This is a genomic window from Bacillus atrophaeus (assembly GCF_039519175.1).
Taxonomy (GTDB): domain Bacteria; phylum Bacillota; class Bacilli; order Bacillales; family Bacillaceae; genus Bacillus; species Bacillus atrophaeus.
Genome location: NZ_CP154443.1, coordinates 2551735 through 2563339 on the forward strand (window position 1 = coordinate 2551735; position 11605 = coordinate 2563339).

At 45.5% G+C, this 11605-nt stretch carries 15 protein-coding genes; 11 read left to right on the plus strand and 4 right to left on the minus strand.

What is annotated here, in order from left to right:
* Positions 1–10: 10 nt before the first annotated feature.
* Complete coding sequence (locus AAHT65_RS12830; RefSeq protein WP_003327626.1) at positions 11–865, minus strand: DegV family protein; 855 nt, start codon at positions 863–865, stop codon at positions 11–13.
* 138 nt (positions 866–1003) lie between these two features.
* Between AAHT65_RS12830 and AAHT65_RS12835 the strand changes: the two genes are divergently transcribed.
* Positions 1004–1846, plus strand: a complete 843-nt coding sequence (locus tag AAHT65_RS12835; RefSeq protein WP_258728993.1) for a YitT family protein — start codon at positions 1004–1006, stop codon at positions 1844–1846.
* Positions 1847–1864: 18 nt separating this feature from the next.
* Positions 1865–2317: a BsuPI-related putative proteinase inhibitor gene (locus tag AAHT65_RS12840; protein ID WP_003327624.1), complete on the plus strand. Its 453-nt coding sequence runs from the start codon at positions 1865–1867 to the stop codon at positions 2315–2317.
* Positions 2318–2348: 31 nt separating this feature from the next.
* Here the strand turns inward: AAHT65_RS12840 and AAHT65_RS12845 are convergent, their stop codons facing one another.
* The 3 genes from AAHT65_RS12845 to AAHT65_RS12855 form a co-directional block, all read right to left on the minus strand.
* On the minus strand, positions 2349–2546 hold the full coding sequence (locus AAHT65_RS12845) for a DUF3813 domain-containing protein (RefSeq protein WP_003327623.1): 198 nt from the start codon (positions 2544–2546) through the stop codon (positions 2349–2351).
* Positions 2546–2695, minus strand: a complete 150-nt coding sequence (locus AAHT65_RS12850) for a hypothetical protein (RefSeq protein WP_003327622.1) — start codon at positions 2693–2695, stop codon at positions 2546–2548. The genes AAHT65_RS12845 and AAHT65_RS12850 overlap by 1 nt, the downstream gene beginning before the upstream one ends.
* Positions 2696–2782: 87 nt before the next feature.
* Entirely contained in the window at positions 2783–3595 is an 813-nt protein-coding gene (locus tag AAHT65_RS12855) for a Cof-type HAD-IIB family hydrolase (RefSeq protein WP_268493732.1), read from the minus strand.
* A gap of 120 nt (positions 3596–3715) precedes the next feature.
* Between AAHT65_RS12855 and AAHT65_RS12860 the strand changes: the two genes are divergently transcribed.
* The 9 genes from AAHT65_RS12860 to AAHT65_RS12900 all read left to right on the plus strand — a co-directional run bounded on the left by AAHT65_RS12860 (position 3716) and on the right by AAHT65_RS12900 (position 11581).
* Positions 3716–4483, plus strand: coding sequence for a prolyl oligopeptidase family serine peptidase (locus AAHT65_RS12860; RefSeq protein ID WP_343310325.1), 768 nt, complete (start codon positions 3716–3718; stop codon positions 4481–4483).
* Between the two features lie 62 nt (positions 4484–4545).
* Positions 4546–4854: a metal-sulfur cluster assembly factor gene (locus AAHT65_RS12865; protein ID WP_003327618.1), complete on the plus strand. Its 309-nt coding sequence runs from the start codon at positions 4546–4548 to the stop codon at positions 4852–4854.
* Between the two features lie 65 nt (positions 4855–4919).
* A complete protein-coding gene (locus AAHT65_RS12870; protein ID WP_003327617.1) occupies positions 4920–5087 on the plus strand; it encodes a YqaE/Pmp3 family membrane protein in 168 nt (55 codons plus the stop codon).
* 60 nt (positions 5088–5147) lie between these two features.
* A complete protein-coding gene (locus tag AAHT65_RS12875; protein WP_343310326.1) occupies positions 5148–6584 on the plus strand; it encodes an FAD-binding oxidoreductase in 1437 nt (478 codons plus the stop codon).
* Positions 6581–7123: an MFS transporter gene (locus AAHT65_RS12880; RefSeq protein WP_003327615.1), complete on the plus strand. Its 543-nt coding sequence runs from the start codon at positions 6581–6583 to the stop codon at positions 7121–7123. Before AAHT65_RS12875 ends, AAHT65_RS12880 begins: the two co-directional genes overlap by 4 nt.
* A gap of 235 nt (positions 7124–7358) precedes the next feature.
* The gene (argC, locus tag AAHT65_RS12885) at positions 7359–8396 is read left to right on the plus strand and encodes an N-acetyl-gamma-glutamyl-phosphate reductase (RefSeq protein WP_343310328.1); all 1038 of its coding nucleotides are present in this window, start codon (positions 7359–7361) and stop codon (positions 8394–8396) included.
* Between the two features lie 20 nt (positions 8397–8416).
* Positions 8417–9637 carry a bifunctional ornithine acetyltransferase/N-acetylglutamate synthase gene (gene argJ / locus AAHT65_RS12890; RefSeq protein WP_343310329.1) on the plus strand — a complete coding sequence of 407 codons (1221 nt, stop codon included), beginning with the start codon at positions 8417–8419 and terminating at the stop codon, positions 9635–9637.
* 13 nt (positions 9638–9650) lie between these two features.
* A complete protein-coding gene (argB, locus tag AAHT65_RS12895) occupies positions 9651–10427 on the plus strand; it encodes an acetylglutamate kinase (RefSeq protein ID WP_061571208.1) in 777 nt (258 codons plus the stop codon).
* Positions 10424–11581, plus strand: coding sequence for an acetylornithine transaminase (locus AAHT65_RS12900; RefSeq protein WP_061571209.1), 1158 nt, complete (start codon positions 10424–10426; stop codon positions 11579–11581). The genes argB and AAHT65_RS12900 overlap by 4 nt, the downstream gene beginning before the upstream one ends.
* Positions 11582–11605 lie beyond the last annotated feature (24 nt).

Sequence of the window (11605 nt, forward strand, 5' to 3'; positions counted from 1 at the left end):
GTTTTGTTGTTTATGATTTACTTGAGAAAAAAATCGCCAGCGTTCCCGGACCGGAATGGGAGCCTACGGCCGATCCGATCGTATGCATGATAATCTCTTTCGGATGAAAGGCGTCTTCAATCAGCTGTTTCATTTCAAGCGCGGTGTCTTCGTTATCGGCGTAGCTGATGCCGACTGTCTGCCCGCTCCAATTGTCTCCGCGTTCGGCCATTACTTCAATGATCCGCTTTAACAGCTTTTTTTTGCCTCTGATTTTTTCTAACGGAATAAGTTTCCCGTCCTCCATGTGCAGAAGCGGTTTAATATTTAAAAGCCCGCCTACAAAAGCGGAGGCTTTGGAAATTCTGCCGCCTCTTGCAAGATAAGTTAAATCATCCACAGTGAAAATATGCTCAAGATGAGCGCAAAAGTCCTTTACAGACGTTTCAATTTCTTGTATTGTATTTCCGTCGACACAGAGCTCTTGCGCGTATCGCACTGCAAGACCGTATCCTAATGAAGCGCATTTGGAATCAATGATCCGCAAATCAAAATCAGGATATTCTTCCTTTACTTCATTTGCCATCATCACAGCGGTCTGATAAGTGCCGGAGAGCCCAGAGGAGAAAGCGACATAGAGCGCAGGTTCTCCTGTTTCGGCGAATTGCAGAAACGTGTTTTTAATCGTCTGCGGTGACGCTTGGGAGGTCTTGGGAGCTTTCCCGTTTTTCATTGCCTCCAATACTTCATTCGCCTGAATCGTTACCGCATCTTCATATTCTTTGTCATCAAGAGAAACTCTGAGAGGTATAAAGCCAATGTCGTTCGCCTCGAAAAAAGAACGGGGCAAATCAGCCGCGCTGTCGGCGATGAGATGAACTTTCATATAAATATCCCTTCTTTCCAATATCGCTCTAAAAAGTAAGAGGTAAGCCAACTATATCATATTAATTTGCCAAATTCGTGTTCAAATATTTGATTTAAGGGAAAAGATAATAATATGAATAAGCGGAGGAACAAAGCCATGGTACTAGAACTGACAAAAAAAATAATCATTGTTGTGATCGGCGCTTTACTTAATGCGGCAGGGCTGAATTTATTTTTGATTCCCGCTGATGTGTATGCCAGCGGCTTTACCGGTGTCGCCCAGCTGTTATCAAGCGTCGTCGACCAATACGCCCCTTTTTATATTTCGACAGGGATTTTGCTGTTCCTCTTAAATATTCCGGTCGGCATTTTAGGATGGCTGAAAGTCGGAAAATCGTTTACGGTTTACAGCATTTTGAGCGTCGCTATGACAACCGTTTTTATGGGTGTGCTTCCGGAAACCAGGCTGTCACATGATATCCTGTTGAATGCGGTATTTGGCGGTGTCATTTCCGCAGTCGGAATCGGTATTACATTAAAATACGGCGGGTCGACAGGCGGACTAGATATCATCGCCATGGTGCTCGCAAAGTGGAAGGATAAACCTATCGGCACGTATTTCTTTATTCTGAACGGGATTATCATTCTGACGGCAGGATTATTGCAAGGTTGGGAGAAAGCTTTATATACCCTTGTTACACTTTATGTGACAACGAGGGTGATTGACGCGATCCACACCCGCCACATGAAGCTGACGGCGATGATCGTGACGAAAAAAGCGGATGAAATCAAAGAAGAAATTTATGGAAAAATGGTTCGGGGCATCACGACTGTTCCGGCAAAAGGCGCATTTACGAATGAACCAAAAGAAATGATGGTCATCGTCATCACAAGGTATGAACTTTACGATTTGGAAAAAATCGTCAAAGAGGTTGACCCGAAGGCATTTACGAATATTGTCCAAACGACCGGGATTTTTGGTTTTTTCAGAAAAGACTGATGAAAGCAGGTGGATGTCATGAAGCGGCTGCTTGTGATGCTCTTGCCTGCGCTGCTTTTAATAGGCTGCGGGCAAAAAGAGTCAGAACCCGACAAGGAGGTATCAGGCGGAATGGAAAATCAAGAGGTTGTATTAACCGTTGAACCGATTCAAGAGCCTGAACAAATCAAGTTTAACATGTCACTAGAGAACCAAGGTGAAAATGCTGTGGACTTTCAATTCAGCACCGGGCAGAAATTTGAGCTTGTCGTCTACGATTCTGAACACAAAGAAAGATACCGTTATTCCAAAGATAAAATGTTTACACAGGCCTTTCAGAACTTGACGCTTGAACCTGGCGAAACATACGACTTTTCCGATGAGTGGAAGGAAGTGCCGGAGCCGGGGACTTATGAAGTAAAAGTGACCTTTAAGGGAAAGGCAGAACACTTGAAGCAAATTCAGGCTGTTCAGCAATTTGAAGTGAAATAAAAAACTATGGCGGGTGCCCGCCATAGTTTTTTTATTGCAAGTTATCCAGCTGATCCTGGAATTGATGAAGCTGGTGACGTTCTGCATCTGTCGAATTGGCATACGCGGAAGACACAGCATTTTTTGCTCTTAGAATGGCTTTTTGCTGATCGCCTTCTTCAAAGCCGCCTGCAATCATAACAGCCTGATTAACAAATGATTTCGCCTGAGTGAACAATTCGTTTCTCATTAAAATTCAACCTGTCCTTCAGCCGCATTTTTTGCTGCGGTATGCTGGGACTCTTCAAGTGTAGACCGATATGGAAATCTTGCGTCATGAAGACTGACGGAGTCCTTACCCTGCTGAATAAACCTTTTTGATTTGCTTCGTTTACCCATTTCGAGAATGCCCCCTTCCATATTGTGACGAGATGAGTCGTCCTGCTTAGTATGGAAGGGCTGCCGGCGGTTTATGAGTGGGAAAAATTAAAGCGAAAAATGTTGTTTTAAAAAACGGGAAACGCCATCCTCTTCATTTGAAAAAGTGGTTGTATCCGCAATTTGCTTGACGGAATCAATGCCATTCTCCATCGCAACGCCGCATCCGGCAAACGCAAGCATTTCCAGGTCATTATCTTCATCGCCGAAAGCGATGATGCGCTCTGCGGGGATCTGGTAGTAATCGCTGATTTTTTTTAATCCAACCGCTTTGTTCATGCCGCTTTTAATAATTTCAATCACATGCCACGGCGCCGCCCATCTTCTGTGATCAATCACTTCCGCGTGAACATCGGACAAGTAAGCGCGGATGTCCGGCACATCTTCCTCTTTGGCGTGAATTAACACAGAGGTGACATCCTCACCCAGATTGTCACGTAAATCACCGACCGTTACATTTGTTGTATTCATATTAAATGCGTCAATAAGCCGTTCATCATGATAATGAAAATACACATCGTCGATGACTTCCGCAAGTACATTATGCACACTGTACGTTTCGCTGATATCAACGAGCTGTTTTACGACTTCAAGCGGCAAGGAGGTATGATACCGTCCCCAGCTCTCATCTTGCGGATGGTGAACAAACGCCCCGTTAAAATTGACGATCGGCGTCGTAAGCCCCATCTGCTCATAATACATTGAGCTGGAGCGGTACGGCCGGCCTGTCGAAATACAGACGTAATGTCCGGCTTCTTTGACCTTTCGGATGGTGCGAAGGGTATCTTCTGATATTGTTTTATCATCCTTTAATAATGTTCCATCTAAATCTAAAGCGATTAAATAAGGTTTTGTCTCCATAAAAGCTCCTTTATAATCTTAGATTTTGCGTTTTCTTCCTTATCTACAGTGTAGCTTTTTACCATCTTTATTGTCTACATGTTACACTTATGATTATGGTTATCCTAAGGAGGGAGCTTCGTGATTCAAATTGAAAACCAAACCGTTTCCGGCATTCCGTTTTTACATATTGTAAAGGAAGAGAACAGCCGCCGCGCCGTTCCTCTTGTTTTCTTTATACACGGATTTACAAGCGCGAAGGAACACAACCTTCACTTTGCTTATTTACTTGCCCAAAAAGGTTTCAGAGCTGTTTTGCCGGAGGCTCTTTTTCATGGGGAGCGGGGGGAGAACATGACCGGAGAAGAGCTTGCGGGCCATTTCTGGGACATTGTGCTCAATGAAATTGAAGAACTGAATGTGCTCAAAACATACTTCGAAAAGCGTGATCTTATAGACGGCGGACGCATCGGACTGGCCGGCACGTCCATGGGCGGAATAACCACTCTCGGCGCAATGACGGCGTATGATTGGGTGAAAGCCGGTGTCAGCCTGATGGGAAGTCCGAATTATGTAGAACTGTTTCAGCAGCAAATTGAGCACATCAAATCGCAGGGAATCAATATTGATGTCCCGCAAGAGAGAGTAGATGATCTCATCGAACGGCTGAAAACAAGAGATCTCAGCCTTCAGCCTGACTCCTTGCGTCATCGTCCTCTCCTGTTTTGGCACGGTGTGAAAGATAAGGTTGTTCCTTACGCGCCGACCCGCAAATTTTACGACACCATTAAACCGCTGTACAGCGAGCAGCCTGAGCTTCTGCAATTTATCGCAGACGAAAAGGCTGACCATAAAGTGTCGCGGGAAGCGTTGTTAAAAACCGTCGCCTGGTTTGAGACGCATTTATAGAGCACAATGGTGTTAACACAAACCGGATTTACGTTATACTGGAGAAAAAGGAGTGATAGAACGTGGAAGAAGCATTAAAAGAAAACATTATGGGCGCTCTAGAGCAAGTCGTTGATCCTGAGCTTGGCGTGGATATCGTAAACCTTGGCCTTGTATACGATGTCGATATGGACGAAGACGGCTTAACGCATGTGACGATGACACTGACGTCAATGGGCTGTCCTTTGGCACCGGTGATCGTGGATGAAGTGAAAAAAGCTTTAGCGGATATTCCCGACGTGAAAGAAACAGAAGTTCATATCGTCTGGAACCCGCCGTGGACAAGGGATAAAATGTCAAGATATGCAAAAATCGCACTTGGTATACAATAAGAGAGAAAAGGACAGCTGAACAAATGGAGGCTGTCCTTTTCTGCATAGAGAGGAGTGAAAAACATATGATGTACTTGCTTGCCGTATTATGTCCCCCGCTTGCCGTCTTGTTTTCGGGAAAACCGTTTCAAGCTGTGTTAAATCTGATTTTAACGGCAATCTTCTGGCTGCCGGGCGCCATTCATGCCTGCTTTATCGTAGCGGACCGGCGTGCGGAAAAACGGGCCGGATAAATTGGAAAAAAGAGTGCGCAATCATGGTATACTTAACGCAAACAAAGCAGGGAGAGTGCCATGAAGAAGAAAACAACGCTTGCCTTTGTCCTTTGCCTCGGCGTATATGCGGCCCTGTTTGCGTACTCTGTCCATTCCGGCCAGAAAACAGAGGCAGGAGGCATGACCGATGTCAGCCGCCTGTTCCCGATGAAAATTAAGCAAACGGTCAAAGGGAAAGAAGAGGAAACACTGATCGAAACGGTGAAAGAGGCCAATCGAAAAAACATAAAAATTTCAATTGCCGGTACCCAGCACTCCATGGGCGGCCATACATATTATGAGGACGGCATCGTTCTTGACATGACAAGCTATAATAAAATCTTAGCATTCAACAAAGAGAAAAAAATCATCAGGGTCCAGAGCGGAGCGACATGGAATGACATACAGAAATACGTCAATCCATACGGCCTTGCCGTAAAAGTCATGCAGTCACAAAACATTTTCACCATTGGAGGGTCGCTCAGCGCCAACGCCCACGGACGTGATATTCGCTACGGCTCGCTCATTGATACGGTCAAATCATTCAGGCTCTTAAAAGCGGACGGCAGCATCGTCACCGTTACTCCGAAGGATGACTTGTTTTCCGCGGTCATCGGAGGATACGGGCTATTTGGCGTGATTCTTGATGTTGAGCTTGAGTTGACGGATGACGAGCTGTATCAGATGCAAACCGAGAAAATGAATTATAAGACATACGCCGATTATTTTAGAGAACAGGTGAAGGGGAATCCCGATGTGCGCATGCATTTAGCCCGCATCTCGACAGGCGACAAAGGGTTCCTGCAAGATATGTACGTGACGAATTACTTATTGGCTGATGATCAGGATGAAATCAAATCGAACAACGAATTAAAAGAAGATGAGCATACAGAGCTGACAAAATTCGCGCTTGGCCTGTCACGGCGGTATGGTTGGGGCAAGAATTGGCTGTGGAGCACGCAGCAATCCTATTTCCTGAAACAAACCGGAACGATCATCACAAGAAATAACGTGATGCGGTCTGAATCGGAATTTCTCGAATACGAAAACAATGAAAATACAGACGTCCTGCAAGAATATTTTGTCCCGGTTAAAGAGTATACGTCCTACATTGATGATCTGAGGCAAACATTGTCGCATGAAGACTTCAATCTCCTGAACATTACGATCCGGTATGTGCAAAAAAATGAAAAAGCCGATCTGTCTTATGCGAAAGATGATATGTTTTCGCTCGTTCTGTTAATCAATGAGGGCTTTTCTAAAGAAGAGCAGGCTGATACCGCACGGATCATCAGAAGCATGACAGACGTTGCCCTAAAGCATCACGGAAGTTATTATCTGCCATACATGACGTATCAGACAAAGGCACAGATGAGAGAGGCATATCCAAAAAGCGAAGCATTTTTTCGCAAAAAACAAACGTATGACCCGAATGAGCGGTTTATGAATTACTTTTATCAGAGGTACAAACCATGAAACACAACAAATTGAAATGGCTGATTCTTTCCCAAAGCAGCGTATTTTTCGCCAGCAGTTTAATCTTTCCGTTTTATATTTTGTTTATTAAAAACATCGGTTCCAGCTATACACAGTTCGGCTTGTCCTATGGCTTATTCGGTCTGAGCGGGGCGCTTATTCATCCGCTGCTCGGCAGGCTGTCGGCTAGAGTAGATAACCGTTATTTCCTTATGGCCAACTCTTGGGGAATGGCGGTGCTTCTTTTATATTTCCCGCATATCTCCGACGTTTCTCAAGTGTACATTGTGCAAGTTCTCTTAGGTCTGCTTGGCGCTATGCAAAAGCATGGCGAAAAAATTCTTATTGCCGACTATACAGACAGCGGAGAACGCGGAAGAAAGATTGGCAGCTATCACTTTTGGACCGCCGTTTTTTCCGCGGCTGCGATTATACTGGGCGGTTTTCTTGCAGATTTCTTTACAGTGCATATTATCTTCTACGCCAGTTCAATAGTCTTCTTTGTGAGCGGACTGATGTTGTATCAAAACCGAGAGTGAAATGAATGACCCGGCCTTCCAGGAAGGCCGGGTCATTTTTGTTCCATCAGAATAGCCCCTGCGATAAGAAAGAATTAGTGATTTTATGATAGTCGGCAGCCCGTTTTTCGCAGCGGGTTTTTTTAATGAACAGAAAATTTTCAAATGAATAAAAATATTAAATATACGATTGAATTAATTTTTATTCATGTTATAATGTTAAATAATTTCACAAAAACCAAGAAGGTGAACACGTTTGAAAATAGGTATTGTAGGCGCTACAGGCTATGGAGGCGCTGAACTTGTCAGGATTCTCAGAAATCACCCGCATGCAGAAGAATGCATACTTTATTCATCGAGCGGGCAGGGAAATGCATATAGTGAGACATATCCGCATCTGAGCGGTCTGGTGCATCAAACCTTGCAGCCAATTAATATGAATACCATTAAACATGAAGCAGATGTGATGTTTCTTGCGACGCCTCCCGGTGTATCAAGTGAACTGACTCCGCAGCTTGCGGACGCGGGAATTCCGGTTATTGATCTTTCCGGTGACCTGAGGATACAAGAGCCTGCGGTATATGAAAAATGGTATAAACGGACGGCCGCGCCGGAACAGACAATTAAAGAGACGGTATACGGCTTATCTGAAATCAACAGAGAACACATTAAAAAAGCAAAGCTGATTGCAAACCCGGGCTGCTTCCCGACAGCCGTTTTGCTCGGTCTCGCTCCTCTAGTACAAAACAAGCTGCTCGATGAATCCTTTTTAATCGTTGATGCAAAGACGGGTGTTTCGGGAGCCGGACGAAAAGCCTCTATGGGAACTCATTTTTCCGAGCTGAACGACAATTTTAAAATTTATAAGGTTAACGAGCATCAGCATACGCCGGAGATTGAACAGCTGTTAAAAGAATGGCATCCGGCAATGGAGAATATTACATTTTCCGCCCATTTGGTTCCAATGACGAGAGGAATCATGGCGACAATGTATACACAGGTAACGACAAATATGTCAGGAGATGATCTGCAAAATCTGTATTCGGAATTTTACCAAGATTCATATTTTGTGAGAGTCAGGCCCCAAGGACATTTTCCGGCAACAAAGGAAGTGTGGGGCAGCAATTTTTGTGATATCGGCATAACCATTGACGAAAGAACAAACAGGGTGACGGTCGTATCAGTGATTGATAACTTAATGAAAGGCGCCAGCGGGCAGGCAGTCCAAAATTTAAATATTATGAACGGCTGGAAGGAAGAAACAGGGCTTACCATGATGCCAATTTATCCATAGAACAGGGGAGAAATCGAACCATGATTCAGTTGAGTCAAGAATATATCACAAAAGTAACAGGCGGCGTTTCTTCGCCGAAAGGGTTTGAAGCAAAGGGTGTGCACTGCGGTCTGCGCTATTCAAAGAAGGATCTCGGCGTCATCATCAGTGAAACGCCTGCAACAAGCGCCGCTGTGTACACACAAAGCCACTTTCAGGCCGCGCCGATCAAAGTCACTCAGGACAGTTTAAAACAAGGCTCAGACTTAAAAGCGGTCATCGTAAACAGCGCCATCGCCAACGCCTGCACCGGAGAGCAAGGCTTGGAGGATGCTTACAATATGCGCGCCGACTGTGCCGAACTGCTGAATGTAGACCCTGAACTAGTCGCCGTTTCCTCAACAGGGGTGATCGGAGAGCATTTGGATATGGAAAAAATCCAGGCGGGGATCAAGCTTTTGAAAGACACGCCAGGGGGTTCCGGAGATTTTGAAGAAGCGATTTTGACGACAGACACAGTAATGAAGCAGACCTGTTACGAACTCACAATCGGTGATAAAAAGGTCACGATCGGGGGAGCGGCGAAAGGGTCAGGCATGATCCATCCGAATATGGCGACAATGCTCGGCTTTGTCACAACTGACGCGGCTGTGGAAGAAAAAGCGCTGCACAACGCACTTCGTGAGATTACAGATGTCTCCTTTAATCAAATTACGGTTGACGGAGAAACTTCAACGAACGATATGGTGCTTGTCATGGCAAATGGCTGTGCGGAAAATGAATGCCTCACCGAAGCGCACGATGAGTGGCCATTATTTAAAAAAGGGCTTTTACTAGTCTGCGAAGATCTTGCCAAAGACATTGCCAGAGACGGTGAAGGTGCGACGAAGCTGATCGAGGCCCAAGTAAAAGGCGCGAAGAACGATCTTGAAGCAAACGTAATCGCCAAAAAAATAGTCGGTTCAAGCCTTGTAAAAACCGCCGTTTACGGGACGGATGCCAACTGGGGGCGCATTATCGGAGCGATTGGCCACAGTACGGCAAGTGTGACGGCAGAGCAAGTGGAGGTTTTTCTAGGCGGGCAGTGCTTGTTTAAAAACAATGAGCCCCAGCCATTCTCAGAAATGAAGGCGAAGGAATACTTAAGCGGAGATGAGATTACAATTGTCATCCGCTTGTGTGAAGGCGAAGGGAACGGAAGAGCATGGGGCTGTGATTTAACCTATGATTATATCAAAATCAATGCGAGCTATCGCACATAACAAGGGGAGCGCAATGGATAAAACAATTGTTTTCAAATGCGGGGGGAGCGTCATCCGGGAGCTTTCCGCCGAATTTTATCATAATGTAAAAGAATTGATGCAATCAGGCTGGAATATCGCCATCGTCCACGGCGGCGGCCCGGAAATTACAGATATGCTGAAAAAATTAAACATCCAGACAGAATTTGTGGGCGGACAGCGGAAAACAACAAAGCCGGTTTTAGAAGTTGCCGAAATGGTGCTGTCAGGTGTCGTGAATAAATTTTTCGTGGCGGAGCTGGCTAAAAACGGGCTGAAGGCTGCCGGCGTATCAGGCAAGGATGGCGGACTTCTTCAGGCGGACTATCTTGACCGGTACACATACGGCGAAGTCGGAGCCATTAAACAGGTCGATACAACGATAGTCAACGCGTTGATGGAAGAAGGCATCATCCCGGTGATCGCGCCGCTGTCGATGACAAGTGATTATAAGACGCTGAACGTTAATGCAGATCTCGCGGCATCCGCGGTAGCGGAAGCGCTCAAAGCCGATAAGCTTATGTACGTTACAGATGTTGAAGGAATCATGAAGAAACAAAAACGGCTTGATATCCTTTCACCGCAGGAGATTGACGAATTAATTGAGCAGGGGGTTATTTCAGGCGGAATGATTCCGAAGGTCAAATCAGCCTTATCCGCTTTATCAGGCCAATTAAAAGAAGTCATGATTGTAAACGGGAAGGGTTCATTTTTCTCAGGCAAAACATTTCAAGGAACAAAAATCGTGAAGGAAAAGGAGGCAGTTTCGTGAGCAGCTTATTTCAAACCTACAGCCGTTGGGATATTGATATCAAGAAAGCAAAAGGAACGATGGCGGAGGATGAAAATGGAAAAACATATCTGGACTTTATCCAAGGCATCGCCGTTTCCAATCTGGGCCACTGCCATGAGGCTGTTACGGAAGCGGTCAAACAACAGCTCGACAGCGTATGGCATGTTTCCAACCTTTTTCAAAACGCCTTGCAAGAGGAAGCGGCTGATCAGCTTGCCGCTCATAGTGCTGGAGATCTTGTGTTTTTCTGCAACAGCGGGGCGGAAGCGAATGAAGGAGCGATTAAGCTGGCGAGAAAAGCGACCGGCAAAACAAAAATCGTCACATTTCTCCAATCCTTCCATGGACGGACATATGCGGGGATGGCTGCTACCGGACAGGACAAAATCAAAACAGGCTTCGGACCGATGCTGGAAGGTTTTCATTACCTGCCTTACAATGATCCATCCGCTTTTGAAACGCTTAAAGACGAGGAAGGGATCGCCGCAGTCATGCTTGAAACAATTCAGGGAGAAGGCGGAGTGAATCCGGCAAACGCTGACTTTTTAGAAGCCGTGCAGACATTTTGCAGCGACAAACAAGCGCTTTTGATCATTGACGAAATCCAAACTGGAATCGGGCGGACAGGAAAAGGCTTCGCTTACGAACATTTCGGCCTCTCACCGGATATTATTACAGTGGCGAAAGGCTTAGGAAACGGTTTTCCGGTCGGAGCGGTGATCGGCAAGAAAACATTAGCAGACGCCTTTACTCCCGGTTCTCACGGAACGACCTTCGGAGGAAATATGCTGGCGATGGCGGCCGTCAATGCGACATTACAAATTGTATTCCAGCCTGAATTTCTCCAAGAGGCGGAGGAAAAAGGGGAATACTTGCTCTCGCTATTACAAACAGAGCTGAACGGCCCGTTTGTAAAACAGATTCGCGGAAAAGGATTAATGGTTGGGATTGAGTGTGACGGACCGGTTTCTCATATCATTTCAGAATTGCAGACATTGGGCTTGCTCGTATTGCCGGCCGGACCGAATGTGATTCGTTTGCTTCCGCCGCTCACTGTATCAAAAGATGAATTATCGTCGGCCGTTGGCAAACTCAAACAAGCGATTGCTCAGCATACTGCTGTAAACCGATAAATTTTTTTACCTACGAAAGCATAA

Excerpts from the sequence above, each read along its gene's own strand:
- AAHT65_RS12830 (WP_003327626.1), bottom strand. The coding sequence starts at position 865 with ATGAAAGTTCATCTCATCGCCGACAGCGCGGCTGATTTGCCCCGTTCT.
- AAHT65_RS12835 (WP_258728993.1), top strand. The coding sequence starts at position 1,004 with ATGGTACTAGAACTGACAAAAAAAATAATCATTGTTGTGATCGGCGCT.
- AAHT65_RS12840 (WP_003327624.1), top strand. The coding sequence starts at position 1,865 with ATGAAGCGGCTGCTTGTGATGCTCTTGCCTGCGCTGCTTTTAATAGGC.
- AAHT65_RS12845 (WP_003327623.1), bottom strand. The coding sequence starts at position 2,546 with ATGAGAAACGAATTGTTCACTCAGGCGAAATCATTTGTTAATCAGGCT.
- AAHT65_RS12850 (WP_003327622.1), bottom strand. The coding sequence starts at position 2,695 with ATGGGTAAACGAAGCAAATCAAAAAGGTTTATTCAGCAGGGTAAGGAC.
- AAHT65_RS12855 (WP_268493732.1), bottom strand. The coding sequence starts at position 3,595 with ATGGAGACAAAACCTTATTTAATCGCTTTAGATTTAGATGGAACATTA.
- AAHT65_RS12870 (WP_003327617.1), top strand. The coding sequence starts at position 4,920 with ATGATGTACTTGCTTGCCGTATTATGTCCCCCGCTTGCCGTCTTGTTT.
- AAHT65_RS12875 (WP_343310326.1), top strand. The coding sequence starts at position 5,148 with ATGAAGAAGAAAACAACGCTTGCCTTTGTCCTTTGCCTCGGCGTATAT.
- AAHT65_RS12880 (WP_003327615.1), top strand. The coding sequence starts at position 6,581 with ATGAAACACAACAAATTGAAATGGCTGATTCTTTCCCAAAGCAGCGTA.
- argJ (WP_343310329.1), top strand. The coding sequence starts at position 8,417 with ATGATTCAGTTGAGTCAAGAATATATCACAAAAGTAACAGGCGGCGTT.
- argB (WP_061571208.1), top strand. The coding sequence starts at position 9,651 with ATGGATAAAACAATTGTTTTCAAATGCGGGGGGAGCGTCATCCGGGAG.